Consider the following 26,189-nt stretch of genomic DNA (forward strand, 5'->3'; position numbering starts at 1 on the left):
TTTATTTTAAGGTGATTTCGATAATCGTATCGACCCCATCTTTTTTATTCTTTGGAATTTCAAGAAGTAGCCCATATTTATCCAAACGGTGGCTTACCTTGCTCTTATCCTTAAAGAAAACGACGGATTGTACTTTTTCCTTAAAGGGCTGAACCAATAAAACATCCTTGTCCCAATCCAGGATATGAAGGTATAGTTTTTTACCTTTTTGGGTAGAAACACCCCAATCCTCTGCAGCTACGATTCCCCTTCGGGTACCATAAATGGTTTCCCCATTCTCTGCTATCCAATCACCCATGGCTTTTAATGATGCTTTGTGTTCGGGTTGTATCTGACCATTGGGCATAGGGCCTACATTCAATAAGAGATTGGCATTACGTCCTGCGGACTTCACCAACATATGCACCAATTCCTTAGGCGATTTATGGTTTTGGTCCATAAGGTTAAAACCCCAGGAACCATTAATGGTCAAACACATTTCCAAAGGCAATTGGCTTATATGTGAACCCTGCCACCCTGTGGTATTCTCCCCGGGCAAATCCTGCTCAAACATTTGAAAATCCTCTCCAGGATATGGTTTCACATGGTGGTTACTGCCTATTAAAGCTCCGGGCTGTAACTTGTGTATGAGTTGATAGGTTGTTCCCAACTTCCAATCCGCATCTTTTTTATCCCACATGCCATCAAACCAAATTCCCCCTATTGGACCATAATCGGTAAGTAATTCGGTCAATTGTCCATTCATATAATCGAGATAAGCATCCCAGTCCCCAGATTCATCCCTGCCGGTAAATCCCTGTCCCGTTCTTCCCCGAGGATAATAATCAGGATGATGCCAATCCAATTGTGAATAATAAAAGAAGAGCTTAATATCCTGCTTGCGACATTCCTCGGCCAACATCCTAATGATATCCTTGCCATATGGGGTTTTATCAACGATATTATAATCAGAGATCTTTGAGTCATACATGGCAAAACCATCATGATGCTTCGTAGTTATGGTAATGTATTTCATACCGGCATCCTTTACCATTCGAACCCACTCCGCCGCATCGAAATCCACAGGATTAAAGAAAGAAGGAAGCTTTTCATACTGTTTTATGGGTATTTTCTTATTTTGCATGATCCATTCGGCGATTCCCGGATCACCTCCTCCGCCAAGAACACTATAGACCCCCCAATGGACGAACATCCCAAACTTTGCGTCTTGGAACCATTGCCTATTCTCTAAATTTTCCTGTGTAGGCTTATAACCCTCCTGTGCCCCTAAACTATTCGACAAGAGTAAAACGGAGAACAATACGAGGAATGATTTATTGATTTTCATTGGTATATGGCTTTAGTTGGATTAAACATGGATGTAGATATTATAGGGTATTAAATATACTAAAAGCCTGTTAGTTTTTGGATGAATCCCGTTGTAATTTTATAATGGATCCATGGATTTTCAACCTTGGGCTCAAAAAGACAATTCCATAACACAGGTCCATTATTTCAGGTTCACTTGTTCCATTCTATAGTGGCTTATCAAACACCTCTCTTACTAAATCCTTAAAAATTGAAATCCACATTTAAGTTTAACTTTATTTTTTAACATTATATTGATTTATTTAACAATTTTTACGGCATCTAATTACGAATTTGAAACGTATATACTTAAATATTCTCCAAATTATGGACAAATACACGATCATATTACTCATTTATATTGCGGCGTACACACTTTCCTTAGCCTTGAAGCCTTACTATTTCAAGAAACAATAAACTAGCAAGGAAGTTCCCCGATTTTTACTCCGTAATACTGGGGATGATAGCTTGTGTTTTGTACGGATACCAAAATGTCACTTGGGAATAAAATATAAAAAACCCTGACGGAACCGTCAGGGTTTTTCTTTTCAATAAACACTATCACACATACCGAAATCGAATCGGTATTCCATTATGAACCGCACATTAGGCAGTCATCATCGGCCTGGCCTTCCTTGGCCCGCGCGATCATTTCTTTCATTTCCTCGGGAGTCATTGGCTGAACATCCATCCCGTCATTTTGCGGCGCAATCGGGGTTGGGGTCACTTCTATGGTTTTTGCCGTTTTAACTGCAACTGGGGCAACAGAAACTGTAGCCGTTTCCTCAACAGGAACCTCTTTCTTCTTGCTATTGTCCAGAGTGAATTTAATGGCATCTACCGCCGACTTCGTCCTCAAGTAATACATTCCCGTCTTCAACCCACTCTTCCAAGCGTAAAAGTGCATTGAGGTCAATTTGGAATAATTCGCATTCTCCATAAAGAGATTCAGGGATTGACTTTGATCGATAAAGTACCCTCTTTGGCGACTCATATCAATAATATCCTTCATGCTAAGCTCCCAGACCGTTTTATACAAATCCCGGATTTCTTGCGGAATGGTCTCAATATGCTGAATGGAACCATTGGCCCTCATAAGCTCTTGCTTCATATTCTCGTTCCACATACCCAGATTGACCAAATCTTCCAACAAATGCTTGTTTACCACAATAAACTCACCAGAAAGCACCCTTCTCGTATATATATTGGATGTGTAGGGTTCAAAACATTCGTTATTGCCTAAAATCTGTGATGTGGAAGCGGTTGGCATCGGTGCCACCAATAAGGAATTGCGAACGCCATGTTTTTTAACTTCCTTACGTAATTTGCCCCAATCCCAACGACCTGAAAGTTCCTCATCCTCGATACCCCAAAGATTGTGTTGGAATTCACCTTGGGATATTGGAGAACCCTCATAAGTAGAATAAGCCCCCTCAACCTTGGCTGCTTCCATAGAGGCTGTAACCGCTGCAAAGTACAGGGTTTCGAAGATTTCCTGGTTCAATTTCTTGGCCTCATCACTGGTAAATGGCATGCGCAATAGAATAAAAGCATCCGCCAAACCTTGTACCCCCAAACCAACAGGTCTATGTCGCATGTTCGAGTTTTCAGCCTCTTTGACCGGATAGTAATTTCTATCGATAACCTTGTTCAAGTTCTTGGTGACCCTTTTGGTGACCCTAAATAACTCTTTATGGTCAAATTCCCCGTTCTTAACAAACATGGGCAATGCAATAGAGGCCAGGTTACATACCGCAACCTCATCAGGTGAGGTATACTCCATGATCTCGGTGCACAAATTTGACGAACGAATAGTACCAAGGTTTTTTTGGTTGCTCTTGCGGTTCGCCGCATCCTTGTACAACATATATGGGGTACCGGTCTCGATTTGGGACTCCAATATCTTCTCCCAAAGTTCCCTAGCCTTAACGGTCTTACGCCCTTTACCTTCCGCTTCATATTTTAAGTAAAGCGCTTCAAACTCCTCGCCGTGTGTGGTGAAAAGACCCGGGCATTCATTAGGACACATCAATGTCCATTTTTCATTACCCTCAACCCGTTTCATGAACAAGTCGGAAATCCACATGGCATAAAAAAGATCACGCGCACGCATCTCTTCCTTACCATGGTTCTTTTTCAATTCAAGGAATTCGAAAATATCGGCATGCCAAGGTTCCATATAAACCGCAAAGCTTCCTTTACGTTTTCCGCCTCCTTGATCCACATACCTTGCCGTATCGTTGAAAACCTGTAACATGGGTACAATTCCGTTGGAAGTACCATTGGTACCGGCAATATATGATCCTGTAGCCCGTACATTGTGAATAGACAACCCTATGCCACCCGCCGATTGTGAGATTTTTGCCGTTTGTTTTAATGTATCATAGATCCCTTCGATACTATCGTCTTTCATGGCCAAAAGAAAACAGGACGACATCTGGGGTTTCGGGGTCCCGGAATTGAAAAGTGTCGGGGTTGCATGGGTAAAATACTTTTTGGACATCAACTCATAGGTTTCCTTTACCGCTTCCAAATCATCCAAATGTATCCCTACGGATACACGCATCAACATATGCTGCGGCCGTTCTGCAATCTGTCCGTTCAATTTTAGGAGATAGGAACGTTCCAAGGTTTTAAAACCAAAGTAATCATATCCAAAATCACGATTATAAATAATGGTCGAATCCAAGGTCTCCGCGTTTTCGGAAATCACCTTATACACCTCATCGGAAAGCAAGGGTGCTTTCTTTCCTGTCCTAGGATTCACATAGGTGTAGAGGTCCCTCATCGTTTCCGAGAAAGACTTTTTAGTATTTTTATGTAGGTTGGAAACAGAAATACGTGCAGCCAATTTCGCATAATCAGGATGCATGGTGGTCATGGTAGCCGCTATTTCTGCAGCCAAATTATCCAATTCCGATGTGGTAACCCCATCATAAAGTCCTTCTATAACACGCATGGCCACCTTCAATGGGTCTACTAGGTCGTTAAGGCCATAGCATAATTTTCTAACCCTGGCCGTGATCTTATCGAACATTACCACTTCTTTTCTTCCGTCTCTTTTTATTACATACATTGAGTTAAAATTGTTTATTGTTATTATCTGTTAGTGTATACATTCATGTATAAGGCCATAGGCCTTAAACGCAGTGCAAATAGGCAAACTCCTATTGGGTATCACCCCTATAAGTATCCTATAATCAACCCGTGCCTAGAAATCAGCGTCGAAACTGATTTTTTGGGAATCTTCGTCCTTGTCCTTGTTTAAAACACCGGCTTTTTGGTATTCTGACACCCTTTTCTCAAAGAAATTGGTTTTTCCTTGAAGTGATATCATATCCATGAAATCGAAAGGATTGGTCGAATTATAGACCTTATCACATTCCAGTTCTACCAATAACCGATCGGTAACAAACTCCAAATATTGCGTCATCAGTTTTGAATTCATCCCTATTAGGCTTACCGGTAAGGACTCGGTTATAAACTCCCGCTCAATATTCAAGGCATCGACAATAATTTCAGTAATACGTTTTTTAGGCACTTTGTTTATGATGTGGTGCTTATGAAGATGTACGGCATAATCGCAGTGCATTCCCTCATCCCTGGATATAAGTTCGTTGGAAAAGGTCAACCCAGGCATTAAACCTCTTTTCTTTAACCAAAAAATGGAACAGAAAGAACCTGAAAAGAAAATACCCTCCACGGCCGCAAAGGCAATCAACCTTTCGGCAAAACTGGGGGATTCTATCCATTTTAAGGCCCAATCGGCCTTCTTTTTTATTGCAGGAAAGTTTTCAATGGCCCTAAAAAGGATATCCTTTTCCTTTTCATCCTTAACATAGGTATCTATCAGCAGGGAATACGTTTCGGAATGGATATTCTCCATCATTATTTGGAAGCCATAGAAAAATTTAGCCTCGGAATATTGCACTTCATTGACGAAATTCTCAGCCAGATTCTCATTTACAATTCCATCGGATGCAGCAAAAAATGCCAATATGTGTTTGATGAAATACTTTTCATCATCACTCAATTTATTGTTCCAATCGGCAAGATCTTGATGAAGATCGATTTCTTCGGCTGTCCAGATACACGCCTCTTGTTTTTTATACCAATCCCATAAATCATGGTGTTGTATTGGGAAGATCACAAAACGATCTTTGTTCTCCTGTAAAATGGGCTCTAAGGCTTCTGGCATAATACTGTTTATTTAAAAAGTTATTTGACCAAGGTGATACTTACCCTGCTGCTGGGAATAACAAAGATGTAAAATAGCAATCTAATTTTCAGGGGCAAATTCTTAAATTGACCACAAAGTTTTTAACACAAGATGTTGAAATGTAGGCTTACTCACTATGTTCATTGCCTTTTTGAAAATTGAATGTTTTGATAAAAAAGTGAAGAAATAAAATAAACCAAAAAGTATATTGATCCATACTATTCAGTTTAATATCAATAAGATACGAAACAAGTACACGCACTCAGCCAATTAGGTTCAAATGTTGCCCCTATCGGTTTAGCATGATTAAAATAAGTGTTATGGATTTAAAGGATCAATAATCGACCTAATGGGAATTCCCTTAAAAAATAAAAATACTGCCAAATTGTACGGCCCTCTGATAAATCAAAATCAATTTGACTACAATTTGTGCTGATCTAGGTAGTTCCCCCGAAACCTATAATCAAGCTACCATCAAATCAAAAATTTGATTAAGGTGTCAAATGTAGTTCCCATCAGTTAGGCTGTTGCTTAAAACAGTTGTACACAAATATTTGTATACCCCATTGAGCCGTACCTTTTTGATTGGCAGTTTTTTATATTTTAAATTCTTTTTTCTAAAAGCCCCTACCTACCTTGTTTTTTACAGGATTTAGAACCTTTAAAAATACATAATTTTTATCACACACTCCTATTTGTCAATATATTATATCATTCCCCACCCAAGTTCCGAGCTTGGAAATCGCCTTTAACGAATAATTCTCCGTTGCTGTTATCCATGAACACCACGTCTAAGTACCCGTATATATTGAATTCATCTATTTGTGTAATGACTAATTTTCCTTTTTTCATGAACAATGGCTCCCCACCCAAAGATTTGGCATCTGCATAACCAAAGACCCCGTCAAAGTTGTTCAACAACCCATTGATATGTCCTGACAATCCGTATTCACCAATCGCCAGTTGCTTTTGACTGTTCATTTTTTTAATTAAAAACCCCATGATATGCTCCTGATTATTTCCCTCATTACCAAACCGTAGCGATATTGAGGAATAAGCGGCTCCTTGATCGGTAGTTCCCATATTGGTCTCAAAGGTAGCCTTGCCCTTCAACAGTTGTTCAAAAGGTTCATTGGCATAGTGTGTAAAACCTTCTAGTTTCCCGTTGGATGCCATATTGGGATCTATATCCGAATTGGATATAAACAAGAATGGCATCAGGAACCAAAACGCAATTTTCATGGATTTAAGCATATAGTGATTCATCATTTCCGACTTTTTGTTAATAGATAACCCGTTTCCACTTTAAGGGCATAACATCTCAATCCCGCATCTGTATATCTGAATGGTTCTCGCTAATAAGCGAATCATGGGCAGTACCCATGTCGTTATCTTTCTCTACCAATACGGCCACAACGAGCGCAAGCAACAATAAGGTGAACATAATTAAACATTTTTTCATGAGTCTGTTTTTAATTCCTATTCGTTGTTTTGCACTTTGATATGTGGGGACAAAAACAATTTTTCATACCCCTAATTTATTGGATGCCAATTCATAGATAATGACTTATTGTATAAATGGTGTTAAAATATGTATAAACGGTATACGAAAAAGCCTCACAACTCCCATAACACAAGGTTTTGTAAGAATTTTCACCGAAACGACCAGCATACGTCAAGAAACCCTATTTTCAAGAATAATAACCAATCATACTCAAAATAGTTCCATTGATACAAATTCGCTTGAATACTTCCAACTTAATTTTAAATTTGATTATCTTACAATACGACTTTACACTATGCTTGAAGCTATAATTGTTGACGACGAGATAAAAGCGCTCCAGAGTCTTACCTGGGAACTGACTAATTTCAGTAATGAAATAAACGTCAGTGCCTCATTCACGGACCCTTTTGAAGCTTTGGAATATCTCTCAAAAAACACACCGGATTGCCTTTTCCTCGATATAGAAATGCCCACAATGGATGGCTTTCAATTTATTCAGAAGTTAACCAATAAGAATTTTCCGGTGGTCATTACCACTGCCTACAATCAATATGCCATCAAAGCACTTAAAAACGAGGCCATTGATTATCTTTTAAAACCCATTGATACGGATGATTTAAAAGATACTATCGTTAAAATCAAAAAATTCAATGCCAAGAGCTACACTTCTGAACGTTTGGAAAAAATTCTACTGAACTTCAATTCCAATACCCATCACAGAAAAATCACGTTCAACACTGACGGCAAGCTGCTCTTCCTGGAAAGTGATGAAATTCTTTATGCGGAATCTGATGGCAACTACAGCACCATTTACCTAACCGATGGCCAAAAAATAGTACTGACCAAAAAATTAAAGGAGGTCAATGACCTACTCCCAAACGATTCCTTCTTCAGGATCCACAACTCATACATCATCAACCTCCATAAAATAAAGGAGTTCTTAAAAACAGATGGATATGTAATCCTAAGTTCTAACCATAAAATTCCGGTCTCAAGACAAAAAAAGTCAGATTTTCTGGATATGATATGACATCCTCCTAAACCACTTTACAAAAATTACACAGCATATTTTATGGGTAAATGGAAATACATATTTCTCTCTATATTTTTCTTTAGCCAAATAGGGAATACCCAAAACATTCCTGCCGCATTCAAAAAAACTATCGATAGCCTTATTAAAGCTGGTCCTAAGACGTATTCAGAAATAGATGCCGTTGTGAGGCCTTCAAGAAAGGATACCATATTAATGCGCTATTTTGTCAATGAAGCCATTGCCCAGGAATACTATAGCGGACAGGCCTATGCCTACAACCAATTAGGCCGTAGATACAGGGATATTTCCCAATTTCCACAGGCCATACGCCTACATCAAGCTGCTTTGGAGGCCGCCACCAAGGAAGACAATCTCGAATTCAGGGTATACAGTTTAAATATGCTCAGTGTCATACACCGCAGAAGGGACGCCATTAAATCAGCCTTGGACTATAGTCAGGAAGCCCTTGAATTGGCCGAAACGGTCAAAAACCCTTCCGAAGGTCTAAAAAGGAGCATTAATGTATCCTTAAATGGTATTGGAAACCTATACCAAACCCTGGAACAATATGACCTGGCCATTGAGCAATTCCGAAAATCGTTGAAACTCGAAAATGAATTGGGCAATAAATTGGGTCTCGCCATAAACCATCAAAACATTGGTGAGTGTCAAGAAATGCAAGGCAAATTGGATGAGGCCCTAAAGAGCTATAGGACCTCCTTGGCATACAACGAAGAGATCAACAGTGAAAACGGAAAAGTCATCTGCAAAAACAGTATTGCCCATGTATACCTTGCTCAGCACAAATTGGATGAAGCCTTGGAAATTCTGGAGCCTACCTTATTATCTTCCCAGGAAATCGGTGACAAATACCTTACTTCAGGGGTATACATTAATCTCGGCCGGGCATACCTTTTAAAAGACAACCTGAAAAAGGCGCAAATAAATCTAGATCAGGGCCTTGCCATTGCCGAAAGACATAATCTACCTTCCAATATTTCACTGGCAAATTCATATCTATCGGAACTGGCTGAAAAACAGGGCAATTACAAAAAAGCGATGACCTATTACAAACTGGCCCAGGAATTTGAGGAAAAGACCATAAACGAGCGTAATTTACGGTATGTCGGTGATATGATCAGTCGCTACAACATTGAAAAGAAAAACAACGAAATAGAAATCATCAATAAGGATTATGAAATCGTAAAACTAAAACTCCGTAAGAACCAAACACGATTGTTGATCGGAGGCTTTGCCCTAATACTTTTAACCGGTGTCTTTTATATTCTCTATCGGCAATATCAACTAAAAAACGACAAAAAGCTCTTGACCTTGGAACAGTCGATGTTGCGTAGTCAAATGAACCCCCACTTCTTATTCAACTCACTGAATTCCATTAAATTATATATCATAAACAACGACAAAAAGAATGCCGTACATTACTTGAATAAGTTTTCGAAATTAGTACGCAAAATCCTTGAAGCCTCCTCATTGAAAGAGATTCCGTTGGCCGAAGAATTAGAGACCGTTGAACTCTATATGAATATTGAGAACATCCGATTCTCGAATGAAATCAACTTCAAGATTACCATCGATAAGGACATTGACATACATACCATCAAGATTCCATCATTGATACTCCAACCTTTTCTGGAAAATGCCCTTTGGCATGGTTTATCGTCCAAAACCGGCGAAAAAAGCATTGACCTTCATGTGAGTAGGGGAAACAACAATTTTATTGATATCAGTATCACCGACAATGGTGTAGGTAGGGATGCTGCGGAAACCATAAAAAAGAGCAAGGTCCTCAAACGAAAATCCGTAGGGATAGAAATCACCAAGGAACGCCTGGCCAATTTTGCGAAGGACTACCAAAACACCTTTGATGTAACCATAATTGACCTCTTCGATGAGAAGAAAAAAGCAACAGGGACAAAAGTCGTTTTACACCTACCTACGATTTAGTGTAATCGGCAGCGATTTCTTCCAATTCCGCATACCACTCTTTCCCGAATTTACGGATCAACGCCTCCTTTACGAATTTGTAGACGGGCACTTTAAGGGAAGCCCCCAATTCACAAGCTGCATCACAAATCTCCCATTTGTGGTAGTTCACCGCCGTAAACTCGCTATACTCCCGTATACGTACCGGATACATATGGCATGATACCGGTTTTTTCCAAGTAATGACCCCTTGATTATAGGCTTCCTCAATGCCGCACTTGGCTATTTTTTTATCATCATAAATGACATAGGCACATTCGCTATTGTTCACTAATGTGGTTTCCCATTCACCATCTTCACCCTTGATGAACGCCCCTTGATCCTCAATGGCTGCAATACCCTCTGGACGAAGAAAGGGCTTAACATCCTTGTATATATCCACGAGGATTTCAGTTTCATGATCTTCGACAGGTGCCCCTGCCGTGCCATCTATACAGCAGGCACCTTTACAGGCATTAAGATTGCAAACAAAATCATTCTCTATGATCTCTTCGGAAACTATGGTATTACCCAATTGAAACATACACCTTTATTTGTGTCCAAAGATAGTATATTGCCCTTAGAATAAAATCGATTATATTTTAATAAAGAACATCTAAATACTGATGACTTAACGTAGATTTGCCAACTGTTTTAATTTTTACAAATGAATTTAGACTTAGACATCAAGGAAATCGCCACTTCCAGCATGGTTCTTTTTGCCGTAATAGATATCATAGGAAGTATTCCTATCATTATCGGGCTGCGAAATAAGGTTGGCCACATACAATCGGAAAAAGCCTCAGTCGTAGCGGCTTTAATTATGATTGCATTTCTCTTCGTAGGAAAGGAAATACTGACCTTAATCGGTATTGACGTATATTCCTTTGCCGTTGCAGGGTCGTTCATTATCTTTTTCCTTGCCATAGAAATGATATTGGGTGTAACCCTTTATAAGGATGACGCCCCGGAAAGTGCCTCCATTGTACCTATTGCCTTCCCTTTGATAGCGGGTGCGGGTACCATGACCTCATTATTGTCACTTCGGGCAGAATTTCATGTGGAAAATATCATTGTTGCCATACTTGTAAATATTATCTTTGTGTATATCGTTTTAAAATTATCAAAACGAATAGAACATTTCCTGGGCAAAAATGGAATCAGTATTATCAGAAAAGTATTTGGGGTAATATTACTTGCCATTGCCGTGAAACTGTTCACCGCCAATATTAATGCATTGTTTTAAAAAATGAGCAAAACCTTTATCATCATATTGATTGTTTTGGGCATCGTACTCATAGGTTATAATGTAACCTTGGTTGATTTTGACAATCCCATCGAAGGCAATAGTGTTATAGCCCTTATAGGTATCCTGGCCGCACTTTGTGCCATTGTCTTGTTGTTGATTTTCTTGACTTCAAAAAAGATACAAAAGAAAATAGAGGAAGATTAGTTGGTTGCATCGATTTTATCGACTTCCCCCTGCTTCACTATTGGGCTGTCCAATTCCAAGACCTTTTTAAGCATGGCATCCGACGATCCCTTAATTTTCGCATGGATGTTCGCACCGAACAACTGGTCTGCCAAAGCTGCCTTTATATACAACTTTAGTTGGTCCTCACTGTCATAAAAATCCATTTTCAGACCTCGTTCTATTGAATAATCGACAAACCTTTCAAAAAGGATATCGTCTACCTTGTAATCATTGACAAATTCCTCTTGGGAATAATCGTCGAATCTATGGCGGTCCCCATCCAGGTATTCAAAAACAAAAAACGATAGAAAACCCAGGTTATCCATACTCTTTATGGCCTCTTCCTCATTGGATCCAATAGGAACGAAAACATCAGGTATGATACCCCCTCCCCCGTACACTACCCGACCTTTAGGGGTCGTGAATTTTAAGGAGTCTGCGACTTTTATACTATCCACGGAGACCAATTCTCCATTATGATACCTATCGGTAAACCGTTTGTAGTAATCCTTGTTCCCATTTTTATAGGTACGTTGAATACTGCGTCCCGTTGGGGTATAATATCTAGATACCGTCAACCGTATAGCAGAACCATCGCCCAAATCCATCTCACGCTGCACAAGGCCTTTACCAAAAGAACGACGGCCAACTATGGTGCCTATATCATTGTCTTGTAATGCCCCGGCAATTATTTCACTGGCAGAGGCGGAACGTTCATTGATCAGCACATAAATGGGCTTGTCCTCAAAACTACCTTTATCGGTGGCGTATATCTTATCTATTTTACCTTTTTTGTTCTTTGTGAAAAGGATCAATTTGCCATCTTGCAAAAACTCATCGGCCATTTGCTCGGCTATACCGAGATAGCCCCCTGGATTATCCCTTAAATCCAACGTGAGCTTTTCGGCACCCTGCCTTCTCAAAGCACTTAGGGCTTCCTTGAATTCCCGGAATGTTGATTCGGCGAAACGATTCACTTTGATATACCCCATGGTCGGGGTCATCATAAAATAGGACGATACACTTTTAATGGGGACAACATCCCTTCGCACATCAACCTTGAAGGTTTTGTCCTCACTTTTACGATATACCGTGAGTTCTACATAAGAACCTTTCTGTCCCTTTAATTTTTCAACAATATTATCACTGGCCAAATCCTTGCCAAACAACGTATCGTTATCTGCCATTAGAATACGGTCACCCGGTAATATGCCTTTTAAAAAGCTCGGGCCATCGTCTATCGTCCGTATTACCGCAATTGTATCCTTATACGGATAAAAATTAATGCCTATCCCCACAAAATCACCCTTCATGTTCTCGGAAACCTCTTCCATTTCACGTTTGGGAATGTATACGGAATGTGGATCTAATTTTTCAAGAATATTGTTGACCGTCACATCAACGATACTATCCGTGTCAATATCATCGACATACTCATAATCGATATAGTCTATAAGCCTGTTGAGTTTGTCTTTTTTGGAATTTGTGGTAAACAATTTTTCCGGTGAATCATTGAAATGGAGCTTTCCACCAACAAAAACACCGACAGCCAATGCTGCCGCAATAATCGTGGGTAATATGTAGTTGTACTTCTTTTTCAAACTTGACTTACGATGATATTAGATTGCTGATTCCTCTATTATGGGCATATGCACCAATTCGACCCCGGCCTTTTCCAAAAACTCCAATCCGGAAACATCCTTATAGGCTACTTTATATACTACACGTTTTATGCCAGATTGATGTATCAATTTGCTGCATTCCCGACAGGGTGAGAGTGTAATATAAAGTGTCGCCCCCTCACATGACTGGGTTGATGACGCCACTTTAGAAATGGCATTTGCCTCTGCATGAAGTACATACCATTTGGTATACCCTTCATCATCCTCACAAAAATTTTCAAAACCGGTGGGCGTTCCATTATAACCATCAGAAATGATCATTCGATCCTTCACCACGATCGCCCCGACCTGTTTGCGTTTACAATAGGACAATTTACCCCATTCCGCTGCCATTCTTAAATAGGCCCTGTCATATTTTTCTTGTTTGGATTTTTTCATAGAGACAAAATCTACCCATTCATTGTTGGGGGACTAAGATACCCGCTTTATAAAAGCCTGACAAAACTATGGGGTAAAATTAACATTAACCTACCATGGGAACGTTGCAACCAGCATGGGTATTGTGATAAGGATAACCAATATAGAGGCTCCTGTAACAAAAAAGACCTGTTTTACTTTGAAAAACGATTGAATGATATATGCCAATGCAAGCACGGCCATGACGATAAGTACCTGGGACAACTCGATGCCAGCGGCAAAACCCAATAAGGGCGACAATTTTTCTTCCTCACCAGCCATAAGCATCTTAAAATAATTACTGAAGCCAAAACCGTGTATCAAGCCAAAAAAACCAGTTGCCAAAATATGCAATAGAATACTTTTTTCCTTGGCTTTGGATTTGAGGTATACCAAATTGAATATTGCGGTCGATAAAATGGTCACTGGAATAAGAAACTCGATCAACCCACTATCCATAACCACAACCTCATAAACGGATAACCCCAACGAGGTACAATGGGCAATGGTGAATACAGTTGCCAATACCAACACTTTTTTCCAACTTTTAAAGGTAAAGGGCAAACTCAAGGCCGTTAAAAACAAAATATGATCATAAGCTGAAAAATCGAGAACATGATTAAGCCCCAACTCTATGTAAAACCAAAAATTCGACATTCTTATAAGACTGATTTTAGATTATACCCCTTTCTTGTTGAATTAGTTCATAGGCCTTCTGCACCTCTTTGAACTTCTCTTCGGCACCTTTTTTTATGGCTTCATTCTCTGTGTTTACCCTATCGGGGTGATATTTTTTTGCCATGGTCCGATATGCTTTTTTAATTTCGTCGTTGGTCGCCGTTTTATCGATTTCAAGAATTTTGTACGCGTTGTCACCCGATTTGATGAACATGGCCATAATACTCTCAAAGTCGCGCATGGCTACCTTTAAATAACCCGCAATCTCCCGTATTTTGTTCACCTCAGGATTACGTATCATCCCATCTGCCTGGGCAATCCCGAACAAGAAGTGCAACAACTGTAGCCGTACTTCGTAACGGGTCCTTTGGTTTAGATAGGTACATATGCGTTGTGCCGAGATTTCATGCTTCTTATTGATGTCATTAAACGTCCTGAAAATAGCATTGGCCTTATCCTTGCCATAGTTGGCCACAAAATATTGGCGCACATAATCCAACTCACGTTGGTTAACCGAACCATCCGCTTTGATAACAATGGAGCAAAGGGAAAGTAAGTTCAATTCAAAATCGGCAGGCGATACCTGCTGACGCGTCATATCACTGAACACGGTACTGGATTTACCCCCCCCACTTAGACCATCGATAAAACTGCCAAATAAAAATCCTAAAATCGCTCCGGAAAAACCTCTAATGGTAAAACCGACTACGGCTGCTAACCATTTAATCATATCAATTCTTAATTTTTGCCAAAGATATGATAATACCGAGCAAAACAAGTGGTAACGAAAAGTTAAGTAATCAAGAGTACTACGACAAATTAGTTATCTTTGACCACTTTTATAAATCAATAAAAAGCAAAATATGTATCCAGCAGAATTGGTAAAACCTATGAGAGACGACTTGGCTAATGCCGGGTTCGAAGAATTGTTTACAGCCGATGCGGTTGAAAGCGCCATTAAGAAAGAAGGTACAACTTTGGTGGTTGTAAATTCGGTTTGCGGTTGTGCTGCGGCCAATGCACGACCTGCTGCCAAGATAAGTTTAATGAACGATAAGAAACCGGATCATTGCGTAACTGTATTTGCCGGAGTTGATACGGAAGCTGTTAATGCAGCGCGAAATCTTATGATTCCATTTCCGCCATCATCACCGAGTATTGCCCTTTTCAAGGATGGTGAATTGGTTCATATGGTTGAACGTCATCATATTGAAGGTAGGCCTGCAGAACTCATAGCCGAGAATTTGACAGAAGCCTATAACGAATTTTGTTAAAAGCCCGACCCTTTTTAAGGAGTTGAATCAGGTAATCACAACAAAAAATTGCAAAAAGACCTGTCAGGTTTTGAAAACTTGACAGGTCTCCTTTATTTTTGTGACATGCAAAAGATTTTGGCATATCCGCTCACCATTATTTATTTCCTCTTTTTTGGATTGGCACTTGCGGTGTTTCATCCCATCCAATGGATTTGTTTCAACTTGTTTGGTTATAAGGCCCATAAGGCAAGCGTTAGCCTCCTCAATTTATGCTTGTTGCGTTGCACCCATTTCTTGGGAACTACCTATAAATTCAATAATCCTTATCAAATTCCGACAGACCGGCCCTTGATTATCGTATCGAACCATCAAAGCATGAACGATATACCACCGATCATTTGGTTCATGAGGAAATTCCATCCTAAATTTGTGAGTAAGATCGAACTGGGAAAAGGCATTCCCAGTGTTTCCTATAACCTCAGGCATGGAGGTTCTGTATTGATCGATAGAAAGGATAGTAAACAGGCCTTGGTTCAAATTGCCAAACTGGGCAAATATATTGAAAAGCACAATCGAAGCGCTGTGATTTTCCCGGAAGGAACCAGAAGTAGAACTGGAGAACCTAAAAAATTCCAACCGACCGGTCTTAAGATTTTAATGAAAAATGCACCATCCGCACTGATTGTCCCATTGAGCATCAACAATTCATGGAAAATGCTCCGCTATGGCAAATTCCCATATGGCATAGGCAACCATCTCACTTTTGATGTTCATGAACCTATTGAAAACCATGGTGATTTTGATGCGTTGTTCACCCTTGTCGAAGAAAGGGTTAAATCCGGCATACATCCTCCACAATGAAAGAACCTGAAACCATCACAAAGACCATCGCTTTTGTAAAGGAGACCCTGAAAGAGGCTGAAGGAGGGCACGACTGGTTTCACATACAACGGGTGTATAAAAACGCCAAACAAATTGCGAAGGACGAGGACGTTGATTCACTTGTGGTATCCCTAGGGGCCTTGTTGCACGATATTGCCGATGCAAAATTCCATGATGGGGATGAATCCGTTGGACCTGATATAGCCCAAGCGTTTTTGAAATCAATCGCTGTTGACGACAAAACCATAACCCATGTCGTAAACATCATCAATAATATTTCGTTTAAAAACAGTCTGTCAAAGGATGGGAAAACGAAGTTCAAATCCAAAGAACTGCAGATAATCCAAGACGCAGACCGACTCGATGCCCTAGGGGCCATCGGGGTTGCACGGGCCTTTAATTATGGTGGATTCAAGAATCGGGAACTATACAATCCTGATATTGCCCCCAATTTGAATATGACCAAGGAAGAATACAAAAAATCAAAGGCACCGACGATAAACCATTTCTACGAAAAGTTGTTATTGCTAAAAGATAAGATGAACACCCCAATGGGAACCAAAATGGCCGAGGAGAGACATGATTTTATGCTCAACTACCTAGAGCAATTTTACCGGGAATGGAATGGTGAATCGTAACCACCCATTGACATTCTTACAGTAAACCAAGATAGCTTTCCAATCAAAACAACTTCAACTGTCCTTTTTTATACTGTTCATGAAGTCCTTTGTTCAATTTTGGCAACTCCTTATCCTTAAAATAAGTACGTCGTGCCAATCGTAACATATCGTGAATATGAAAGGCTATGTTACCCTCCCCCTTGCTGCGCATACCAAACCGACTATCATTTAAGGTACCGCCATGACACGATTTGATTTGGGCAAGTACCTTATCGGCCTTATGGGGTAATGCCTTATGGATCCAATCCGTGAAAATTTGACCTATGGCTCCATTCAGACGTACAATAGTATACCCAAAGGACAAAGCTCCATTATCAGAAACCGCCTTGGCCAAATTGATGATTTCATGACTATTTATACCTGGAATAATCGGGGCCAACATGGCATTTACGGGGATTCCATTTTTCGAAAGCAGTCGAATGGTCTCCAATCGTTTCTTAATGGTCGTTGTACGTGGTTCCAATACCCTACGGGTTTCTTCCGAAAGTGAGGTTACCGATATATTCACGGCTATTAAACCCTCATGGGCCAACTCCTTTAATATATCCATATCCCTTAAAACCAATGCATTTTTGGTAATAATACCCACAGGATGTTTGTATTTTAAAAACACCTTTAGGCATTCCCTGGTCAGTTCAAATTTTTTCTCTGCCGGTTGGTAGCAATCGGTATTACCAGAAAGCACAATGGTTTCGGCCTTCCACCTTTTACTCTTCAAATTTTCCTCCAAAAGTGTGGGTGCCTCTTTCTTGACCAAAATCCGCTGTTCAAAATCCAAGCCCGCCCCATAACCCCAAAATTCATGGGTATTTCGGGCATAGCAATAAATACAGCCGTGTTCACAACCTTGATACGGGTTTAGCGAGTAACCCATACCCACATCCGGACTCGTTACCTTATTCACAATGGTTTTGGGAAAAATGGGGATATAGTTGGTGCTACCTTGATGGGCTTCCTCACCCTCAATACGACAAAATTCCAAGAAATCATCCCGGGTTTCATGACTGAACTGTGAAAATTTGTTGGGCACATAGGCCTGTGCACCTCTTCCTTTACGATAGTTTGAATCTTTCAAATTAGGATTTATTCCAAATTTATGGATTATATCCTTTTTTATACGATGTAATCATTAAATAATTTTTTGTTCGGGGAACTAAAATCGACGGTGATTCCGACCAATAGGAATCGCAATATAGAAAGTGAAAATATACTGAGTGGCCGTACGTGATCGGTAGGATGTGATGTCCCCTTTCCGTCGAAATGACCGTAATACCCATATATCACCCACCGCAATTCTCAACGAACCACTGCATACTGCATACTGTCAACTGCATACTGACTACTGCATACTGGCTACTGACTACTGCATACTGACCACTGTCAACTGACTACTGACTACTTGATGAGTACACTTACCAATTGCTTTTTATTACCTCTCTTGGCATAAAAGATAATTTGGTTGTCTTGGGTATTAAACAAGGGTTTGGATACCATTAATGGCAAACGGGCTTCCTTATCATCAATAAGTTTTTTATAACTAATATGCCCCTCTGTATCCAATTTAATGACGAATACATTCCTGTTTCGACTCAATCCCTGTTTAAAAAGTAATCGATCACCTGGCAATAATTGCGGATTTTCCGCTGCCGTACTAATGAAAAAGTAGGTATTGCCATCTTTCGTATAGGAACTATAGGAGGCGTAGGCACCATCGCCCTGGGTCACCTCTGCCTTGTTGATGTTCCGTGCCCATAACATATCACCGTCAGCACTTAGTTTTGCGCTGACAATATCGTTATGGTGATATCTGGTAACCTTAAGTCGGCCTCCGCTTGAATTTGCTTGTACACTTGTGGTTATAAAATATTCCTCAGCATTGAAATGGATAGTACCATCGTTGGATATATTCACATTCTTGAACACCAAATCCTTGATTACCTTATCCTCCTCACGCCCAAACTTATCAACCATGAACTGTTCGGAAAACGGACTGTATTTCTTGGTGTTGATTTCCAGTGTGTTCATATTAATTTTAAAATAAGCCAAACCATTGTATCTGTTATCCTTTCTATTGGCATAGAAACCAACACAAAACAACTCATTGTCCTTAATTACGGGAATCAAAGCCTCGGAGAATTTACCAGGCCCATCAAATGTTTGGGTTTGCGCGCCACTGCGGGACACCTTTATCAACTCATATTGGAACCTACGATCTTTGGCTAAAAACCTTTTCTTTTTAAAATAGGCCTTACCAATGATGTAGGCTTCTTGTAGATCTTTTGAAAAAGCGACATTCTCAAATGCGTAGTTCTTCTCTTCCACCTCAGCAGAAAAATCATGTTCGGCTACTTTTTGCAAACTGGCATTGAACATGTAAATAAAATGCTTATTCGTTTTTCCCTTTTTAAAATGGGTACTGATCACAAAGGCATTCTTTTTGTCATTGAACAAAACAGAGGTGGTGAACCCTGAAGAGAAATTTCGGTTATAATAATTTTTATCCAAGGGATTGGATACTTCCTGTGATTGAACGGTCAATAACGTTTCCTTAGTAAAATTCATTTCTGAAAGCGGACTACGATGTACTGAATATTCATAAGCCAAAGCATTATAATCATAATCCAGGAAAATCAGATAAATCTGTCCATTGGCCACATAACCATCAACCAAATTCGCGTTCTTGAGTTTATAATTATACTCATTGATCAACTGCATATTGGCATCATAATGTTCTATCAAATATCCTTTTGGTTTTAGGATCACCCCCGTATAATAGGACCTTACCAGGAACGTACCTCCTTTACCATCATTGGAAATGGTCAAAAGGTTTGAATATTTATACCTGTCGTTATATTTCTCGCCGATTGAAAAATCGAGAGGGATTTCCTGGGCCACAACCGTACAGGAAGCTATAAAAAGAATGAATAGTGATGCGTATTTTCGAAAATTCATGAGTAGGGTTTTTAGGATTTTCATTTACCGGGGAAATCAGCTTTTCGCTTTTCTAAAAACGCACTGGTACCTTCCTTAAAGTCGGCTGTACCAAAGCATTCACCAAAGGCCTCTATTTCCGTGGCATATCCATTTACATTATTGTTAAAACAATCATTTATGGCTTTTATTGCGTAACCAATGGCAACGGGGGAATTATTCGATATCCTGTCGGCCAATTGCGTGCAAAGCCCCATAAGTCCTTCTTGTGGCACCACATGGTTGACCAACCCATAATCCAAGGCCCTCTGGGCGTCGATCATGCCTGCGGTCATGATCATTTCCATGGCCCTTCCCTTACCCACCAAACGAGGCAAGCGCTGGGTACCCCCATAGCCGGGAATGACCCCCAATGATACCTCTGGAAGGCCCATCTTAGCGTTTTCACTAGCCACCCTAAAATGACAGGCCATCGCCAATTCGAGTCCACCCCCCAATGCAAAACCATTTACGGCGGCAATAACGGGTTTGGAAAGATTCTCAACAAAATCAAAAAGCATTTCCTGCCCCTTTGCGGCCAATTTTTTTCCCTCTTTTTTTGAAAAACCCGAAAACTCAGCGATATCCGCACCAGCGACGAAAGCCTTTTCCCCGCTTCCCGTGATAATGATAACCCGTACTTTCTTATTCTTTTCAAGTTTTTTGAAAGCCCCATGTAGATCCTTTATGGTATCCTTATTGAGGGCATTTAATTTGTTGGGACGATTAATGGTGATCGTAGCCGTACTGCCTTCGATATTCACCAAAATGTTCTGATACTCCATATGAATGTTGTTTCTATTGATTCCTTGGAATTTGGTTTTTAGGGAAGATTACGGTAAAAACCGTTCCTTTTCCAGGCTGGGATGTAACGGTTATGCTTCCGCTATAAGTTTCCACTATGTTCTTAACCATACCTAATCCGAGTCCCATACCGCTGGACTTGGTTGTGAATTTTGGTTCAAAAATCTTATCGGTCATATCATCGGCAATACCAATACCGTTGTCCGCTACACAAATCTTTACATTCTCCCCTTCAGATGCCACGGTTACCAAAATCCTGGGCGATGGTTGGTTCATCATTGCCTGGGTAGCGTTCTTTACCAGATTGGTAACCACCCTGATGAGTTGGGTCCTATCACATTTGGCAATGATTTCCTTTTCATCACTAATGAAGTGGATATAGGGTTCGTTGAAGATGTCCAAGGCCAACCGAACAATTTTCACCACATCCAGGGTCTCATTCTGTTGGGCCGGCATTTTGGCGAAATTTGAGAAAGCCGAGGCGATACTACTCATGGTATCTATTTGCTGTATCAAGGTATTGGAATACTCTGCAACTTTCTTTTTGATATCAGGGTCGGTCGGGTCAAACTTACGTTCAAAACTTTGGACACTCAATCTCATGGGTGTCAACGGATTCTTGATTTCATGGGCCACTTGTTTAGCCATTTCACGCCAAGCCTGTTCCCGTTCGCTTCTTGCCAATTTTACCGCACTTAACTCTAGTTCGTCTATCATGGCGTTATATGCGGTCACCAACTTTCCGATTTCGGACCCTGAGTCCTCAATGATGATTTTTTTGTTCCGTTTGGTCAGGTCGGTTTTGAACATCATATCGGAAACCGTATGAAGCGATCGTGTAATATATTTAGTGATAAAGTAGGCCAACCCTATGGCAATCAATAGCATTAAAAAGTACACCCATCCCAATCGGATCAACGAATCCCGCAATTCCATATCGTTCAAGGCATTGTTCTCATAATACGGCAGATTTAATATACCAATGGGTTTAAATTTATTGTCGTTGATATAGGTGTATGAAGCTTGATACTTATCCCCTGCGGCAGAATTCTTTTCCAAATACCGTCGCGTAACACTCATTGCCAGATTATCGAGCACCTCGGTATCCAAGCAATTGGATTGCGGGTCGATTTCAAAACGAGGTCTTGAGCTTTTTATCAATTGACCTTCCAAATCATAGATATTGAAAGGTGCATTCAGCACATCGGCAATTTGATAGATATCATCCTTAAAAATAAGATGCAGGTTTTCCGTTGTAAGTGGATATGTCGTTTTTTGGAGTGTGTACCGAACACTCTGTTTTACCTGTTCTTCCTTCCGTTCCAAACGGTGGGCATGATAATCCTTTAAGGTTTGGCGATATTGATAGATGGTTACCCCAGAAATTAATATAGATGCTATCAGCACCAATAAAATCATGGTGGCGAATATTCTTGAACGTAAGGAAATATTTCTGACCAAGGCGCTGTAATTTGTCCATAAAGATAGCAAATATCAGGCCATTATCAGACCCAATGAAACCGGAGGGTTTGGCCTCTTTTCAAAACCATCGAAAAGAAATTTGCCTTCTGCCCTTGATGCATCTTCCAAAGGACTTTGGACTATGCCCGTGGATTTTTCTGCTGAATGCGTCGATAAAGCCGTATACCCAGCATAAGGAGAATACCCAACACCATGATACCGACCACACCGAAAATCCAATTAAAGGCATTTTTTAGAATGACCAAAAAAACCACGGCAAACAAGATCAGGGTAGCACCTTCATTCCATATACGCATAAACCGAGAGGTATATTTTACCTCATCTCGCTGTAATTGCTTATATATTTGGTGGCATTTTAAATGATAAAGAATCAAAAGCACCACAAAAAGCAATTTAACAAGCATCCAAGGTTGCTGTAACCAAATCGGCTGTAAAACCAGTAGCCAAACAGCAAAAAGGGTACATAAAATGGCCGATGGCCATGTAATGATTTTCCATAAACGCTTGGTCATCAATTTCAACTGATCGGTCAGTATCTCCTTGTCCGGGGATGGTTTTTTAGATGCTTCAATATGATATATGAACAAACGGGGAATATAGAACAGCCCTGCAAACCAGGTTACCACAAATATCAGATGCAACGCTTTTATATAATTGTAATATTCCATTTACTATTCTATTTGTATTGCCCCTATTCCAGAATCCCAAAGCTTTTTATTGAATGCTGGAATACGCGTTTTCATAAGTTGTTCCGCTTCTTTATCCAACACCTCCCATTGTGCATCAAGTTCAGCCTTACGCGCTATTGAAGATTGATTCACCCTTGGTATACCACTATTGGTGGCATCGATCAAAAATAAATACTCCGCTGTAAATTTATTAGGAAAATTTTCAACATCATCATAAGCTTTGGACTTTCTTTGAACCATTTTTTTATCCCAAGCATCCAATGCATCAAGTAGTCCTTGTCCTTCGGTTTTTAAGGCTTCATTTTTCAGCCCTTTTAAGACGGACTTCAATTGTTGTTGGGTTTTATAAAGACCATTCAATCTATTGTGCATGACCGTCAGTTTCTGTTCCATTTCGGTCATGATTTCATCATACTCCTTATACTGACCCTCTTTTGTTTCATAAGTGGGCATTTCTATGATATTCCCCACGATTGAGACGACCCCATCACCCATTTTCAATTTTAAGGTATACTTTCCTGGTGACGCCTTATGCCCCCTAAATCCGGCCTCAATATAAACGTCCGGTATTCCGGGAAGGGAAGGGTATTGCATGTTCCAAACAAATCGGTTCAAGCCTTCCTTTTTGTCCAAAAGTGGATCCATTGAAGGTCCACCCCCATTATAGGTTATTGCATTTTCGTCCTTTTTGGAACTGAACGTTCTTACCAATCTGTTTTGGCTATCGAAGATATCTAAAGAAATATGGGTACTATCTGCCAATTTCGGAAGCTCATAATATATGACCATGCCATTGGCGGGATTTACCCCATTAAAAGCATCAGTACCTTTAAATTTTGTGGTATTACCACTCATTGGACTTCCCCAATACCCGTTCAAGGCATCACTGGGTTGAAGCAATTTCAATCCGTTTTTTGAAGATTGATGTTGTTGTAATACATTCAAATCATCCAAGACCCAAAAGGCCCGCCCAGAAGTAGCCACAATCAGATTTCCTTGATGTACCTTTAAATCGGTGATGGGTGTTTTTGGTAAATTCAGTTGCAAGGCCTCCCATGATTTACCATCATTCCAGGATACGTACATTCCTTTCTCAGTCCCTGCATAGAGTAAGCCCTTACGAACGGTATCCTCGCACACTACCCTTGTGAAAGCACCATAAGGTATACCTGTACTGATATCCGTCCAACTTTTACCGTAATCCGTTGTTTTATAGATAGCTGGAGTATAATCATTGAATTTATACCGAGTGGTAGCAATATAAGCTGTAGCAGGATCATGGGGAGACACTTCAATGGCATTCACCAGACACTCCTTTAATCCTTTTGGGGTTACATTCTGCCATGTAGCGCCATTATCCCTCGTTACTTGCACAAATCCGTCATCACTACCTGTCCAAAACACCCCCTTTTCATGGGGTGATTCTATCATATAGGCGATGGTTCCGTAATTCTCGGCACCTACGGCTTCATTGGTATACGGACCGCCCCCATTACCTTGCTTATCATCCATATTACGGGTTAAATCGGGAGACATTTCTTCCCAAGTAACACCCATGTCCCGAGTACGTAGTACTAACTGTGCACAATGATAAAAGGTATTTGGTTCATGTTGTGAACGTATAATGGGCGCATTCCAATTATATAGATATTTCATATCCCTGGCTTCCCTTCCTAGATACTGGATGGGAGCCGCCATAATCTGGGTAGAAGCCTTGGATTCCATATCCAGTGCCTCAATGGTTCCCAAATAACTTCCTCCTAGAACATAGCGTGGATTATTGGGGTCAAAGGCCAAAAATGCACTCTCCCCACCTGCAGCATAGGTCCAATCCTGTTCGGTGATTCCACTTCTTCCCAAGGAAAGACTGGCGATTTTCACGGAGGTGTTGTCTTGCTGTCCGGCATAAATATTATAGGGGAACAGATTATCAACGCTTATTCTATAAAATTGGGCTGTTGGCATAATATCCTGAGTGGACCATGTCTTGCCAAAATTGAAGCTAATGGCCGCACCCCCATCATTGGCAATGACCATATTCTTGGAGTTACTGGGATTGATCCATAAATCATGGTAATCACCATGCGTACCCGATAAAGTCTCCCAAGTTTTGCCACCATCGATAGAACGTAAGGCCGGGGCACTCAAGACATAAACGGTATTCTCATCATTGGGGTCGGTAAAAACCTCTGTATAATACCAGGCCCGCTGTGTCAATCGATTATCACCACTGACCCTACCCCAACTATCACCGGCATCATTGGAAACGAACAACCCGCCTTTATCTTTATTGGAATCACTTTCGATAAGCGCATATACCTTATTGGAATTTGCCGGACTAACCGAAATGGCCATTTTACCTTTTTCCTCGGGTAAGCCTTTTTCAATCTTGAACCAACTTTCCCCACCATCGATGGATTTATACACGCCACTGCCTTCACCTCCGCTGATCACGATATTGGGTTTACGCTGATGGTGCCACATGGTGGCGAACATGATTTCTGGATAGTTGGCATCCATGGACAGTTCTGAACACCCCGTTAATTCATTAACGAACAAGGTGTTTTTCCAAGTCTTTCCCCCGTCAACGGACTTATATATCCCTCGCTCCTTATTAGGACCATAGAGTGCTCCTTGGGCCGCCACATAAACGATGTCTGGATTTGTAGGGTGAATTACAATCCGGGCAATATGTTGGGTTGCCTGCAATCCCAATTCTGTCCATGTCTTACCTGCATCGGTAGATTTAAACACCCCATCACCGTAGGAGGTCATTACACCCCTTGGGGCATGTTCCCCCATACCACAATAAACGATATTGGGATTGGAAGCCGACACGGCTACCGCACCTACGGAACCCATTTCAAAAAAGCCATCGGAGATATTGTCCCATTGTTGTCCTGCATCGGTGGTTTTCCATAGGCCACCACCGGTTGTCCCCATATAATAGGTTAAGGGATTACCCACAACACCAGTCGCTGTAACTGACCTACCGCCACGAAAAGGACCGATATTCCGGTATTTCAAAGGCTTGAAATAGTCTTCCGCTTTTTGGGCAATCCCAAGTGTAGTGGTTAGTAGTAGTACTAATAAAAGTGATTTTCTCATTG

The 26,189-nt window shown here is 40.5% G+C and carries 23 protein-coding genes; 7 read left to right on the forward strand and 16 right to left on the reverse strand.

Going from position 1 to position 26,189, the window contains the following annotated elements; all coding sequences use genetic code 11:
• Position 1 precedes the first annotated feature (1 nt).
• The 5 genes from LX92_RS00330 to LX92_RS22345 all read right to left on the reverse strand — a co-directional run bounded on the left by LX92_RS00330 (position 2) and on the right by LX92_RS22345 (position 7,028).
• Positions 2–1,327 (reverse strand): alpha-L-fucosidase, encoded by a 1,326-nt coding sequence (locus tag LX92_RS00330; protein WP_109648293.1) that lies wholly within the window; start codon positions 1,325–1,327, stop codon positions 2–4.
• Positions 1,328–1,939: 612 nt separating this feature from the next.
• Positions 1,940–4,423: a ribonucleoside-diphosphate reductase subunit alpha gene (locus tag LX92_RS00335; RefSeq protein ID WP_109648294.1), complete on the reverse strand. Its 2,484-nt coding sequence runs from the start codon at positions 4,421–4,423 to the stop codon at positions 1,940–1,942.
• A 135-nt stretch (positions 4,424–4,558) separates the two neighbouring features.
• Positions 4,559–5,545, reverse strand: a complete 987-nt coding sequence (locus tag LX92_RS00340; protein ID WP_109648295.1) for a ribonucleotide-diphosphate reductase subunit beta — start codon at positions 5,543–5,545, stop codon at positions 4,559–4,561.
• Between the two features lie 732 nt (positions 5,546–6,277).
• Positions 6,278–6,835 (reverse strand): hypothetical protein, encoded by a 558-nt coding sequence (locus LX92_RS00345; protein WP_146197780.1) that lies wholly within the window; start codon positions 6,833–6,835, stop codon positions 6,278–6,280.
• 52 nt (positions 6,836–6,887) lie between these two features.
• Positions 6,888–7,028, reverse strand: coding sequence for a hypothetical protein (locus LX92_RS22345; protein ID WP_170117771.1), 141 nt, complete (start codon positions 7,026–7,028; stop codon positions 6,888–6,890).
• A 337-nt stretch (positions 7,029–7,365) separates the two neighbouring features.
• On the opposite strand from LX92_RS22345, the gene LX92_RS00350 reads away from it, so the two are divergent.
• Together LX92_RS00350 and LX92_RS00355 are read left to right on the forward strand one after the other, a co-directional pair.
• Positions 7,366–8,100 (forward strand): LytR/AlgR family response regulator transcription factor, encoded by a 735-nt coding sequence (locus LX92_RS00350; protein ID WP_109649014.1) that lies wholly within the window; start codon positions 7,366–7,368, stop codon positions 8,098–8,100.
• Positions 8,101–8,142: 42 nt separating this feature from the next.
• On the forward strand, positions 8,143–10,068 hold the full coding sequence (locus LX92_RS00355; protein WP_109648297.1) for a tetratricopeptide repeat-containing sensor histidine kinase: 1,926 nt from the start codon (positions 8,143–8,145) through the stop codon (positions 10,066–10,068).
• On the opposite strand, the gene LX92_RS00360 is transcribed toward LX92_RS00355, so the two are convergent.
• Positions 10,058–10,630 carry a DUF3109 family protein gene (locus LX92_RS00360; RefSeq protein WP_109648298.1) on the reverse strand — a complete coding sequence of 191 codons (573 nt, stop codon included), beginning with the start codon at positions 10,628–10,630 and terminating at the stop codon, positions 10,058–10,060. The genes LX92_RS00355 and LX92_RS00360 overlap by 11 nt on opposite strands.
• 123 nt (positions 10,631–10,753) lie before the next feature.
• Here LX92_RS00360 and LX92_RS00365 point away from each other — a divergent pair, with 123 nt between their 5' ends.
• Positions 10,754–11,332, forward strand: a complete 579-nt coding sequence (locus tag LX92_RS00365; RefSeq protein WP_109648299.1) for a MarC family protein — start codon at positions 10,754–10,756, stop codon at positions 11,330–11,332.
• 3 nt (positions 11,333–11,335) lie between these two features.
• Positions 11,336–11,539 carry a hypothetical protein gene (locus tag LX92_RS00370; protein WP_109648300.1) on the forward strand — a complete coding sequence of 68 codons (204 nt, stop codon included), beginning with the start codon at positions 11,336–11,338 and terminating at the stop codon, positions 11,537–11,539.
• Here the strand turns inward: LX92_RS00370 and LX92_RS00375 are convergent.
• The 4 genes from LX92_RS00375 to LX92_RS00390 form a co-directional block, all read right to left on the reverse strand.
• Complete coding sequence (locus LX92_RS00375; protein WP_109648301.1) at positions 11,536–13,161, reverse strand: S41 family peptidase; 1,626 nt, start codon at positions 13,159–13,161, stop codon at positions 11,536–11,538. The two genes, LX92_RS00370 and LX92_RS00375, sit on opposite strands and share 4 nt — an antisense overlap.
• Positions 13,162–13,179: 18 nt before the next feature.
• Positions 13,180–13,620: a deoxycytidylate deaminase gene (locus LX92_RS00380; protein WP_109648302.1), complete on the reverse strand. Its 441-nt coding sequence runs from the start codon at positions 13,618–13,620 to the stop codon at positions 13,180–13,182.
• Positions 13,621–13,710: 90 nt separating this feature from the next.
• Entirely contained in the window at positions 13,711–14,295 is a 585-nt protein-coding gene (locus LX92_RS00385) for a HupE/UreJ family protein (protein WP_109648303.1), read from the reverse strand.
• Positions 14,296–14,311: 16 nt separating this feature from the next.
• Positions 14,312–15,046, reverse strand: a complete 735-nt coding sequence (locus LX92_RS00390) for a TerB family tellurite resistance protein (protein WP_109648304.1) — start codon at positions 15,044–15,046, stop codon at positions 14,312–14,314.
• 133 nt (positions 15,047–15,179) lie between these two features.
• On the opposite strand from LX92_RS00390, the gene LX92_RS00395 reads away from it, so the two are divergent.
• From LX92_RS00395 to LX92_RS00405, 3 genes are all read left to right on the forward strand, one after another.
• A complete protein-coding gene (locus LX92_RS00395; protein ID WP_109648305.1) occupies positions 15,180–15,590 on the forward strand; it encodes a BrxA/BrxB family bacilliredoxin in 411 nt (136 codons plus the stop codon).
• Between the two features lie 105 nt (positions 15,591–15,695).
• Entirely contained in the window at positions 15,696–16,433 is a 738-nt protein-coding gene (locus tag LX92_RS00400) for a lysophospholipid acyltransferase family protein (protein ID WP_109648306.1), read from the forward strand.
• Positions 16,430–17,092 carry an HD domain-containing protein gene (locus tag LX92_RS00405; protein ID WP_109648307.1) on the forward strand — a complete coding sequence of 221 codons (663 nt, stop codon included), beginning with the start codon at positions 16,430–16,432 and terminating at the stop codon, positions 17,090–17,092. The genes LX92_RS00400 and LX92_RS00405 overlap by 4 nt, the downstream gene beginning before the upstream one ends.
• Positions 17,093–17,135: 43 nt before the next feature.
• On the opposite strand, the gene LX92_RS00410 is transcribed toward LX92_RS00405, so the two are convergent.
• The 6 genes from LX92_RS00410 to LX92_RS00435 form a co-directional block, all read right to left on the reverse strand.
• Positions 17,136–18,209: a PA0069 family radical SAM protein gene (locus LX92_RS00410; RefSeq protein ID WP_109648308.1), complete on the reverse strand. Its 1,074-nt coding sequence runs from the start codon at positions 18,207–18,209 to the stop codon at positions 17,136–17,138.
• A gap of 320 nt (positions 18,210–18,529) precedes the next feature.
• Positions 18,530–20,086, reverse strand: coding sequence for a hypothetical protein (locus LX92_RS00415; RefSeq protein WP_109649015.1), 1,557 nt, complete (start codon positions 20,084–20,086; stop codon positions 18,530–18,532).
• A 20-nt stretch (positions 20,087–20,106) separates the two neighbouring features.
• Positions 20,107–20,889, reverse strand: a complete 783-nt coding sequence (locus tag LX92_RS00420; RefSeq protein WP_109648309.1) for an enoyl-CoA hydratase/isomerase family protein — start codon at positions 20,887–20,889, stop codon at positions 20,107–20,109.
• Positions 20,890–20,902: 13 nt separating this feature from the next.
• Positions 20,903–22,327, reverse strand: coding sequence for a sensor histidine kinase (locus tag LX92_RS00425; RefSeq protein WP_109648310.1), 1,425 nt, complete (start codon positions 22,325–22,327; stop codon positions 20,903–20,905).
• A gap of 182 nt (positions 22,328–22,509) precedes the next feature.
• Positions 22,510–23,058: a CopD family protein gene (locus LX92_RS00430; protein WP_109648311.1), complete on the reverse strand. Its 549-nt coding sequence runs from the start codon at positions 23,056–23,058 to the stop codon at positions 22,510–22,512.
• Positions 23,059–23,061: 3 nt separating this feature from the next.
• Positions 23,062–26,187 (reverse strand): WD40/YVTN/BNR-like repeat-containing protein, encoded by a 3,126-nt coding sequence (locus LX92_RS00435; protein ID WP_109648312.1) that lies wholly within the window; start codon positions 26,185–26,187, stop codon positions 23,062–23,064.
• Positions 26,188–26,189: the final 2 nt, after the last annotated feature.

It is taken from the genome of Maribacter polysiphoniae, assembly GCF_003148665.1.
GTDB lineage: Bacteria > Bacteroidota > Bacteroidia > Flavobacteriales > Flavobacteriaceae > Maribacter_A > Maribacter_A polysiphoniae.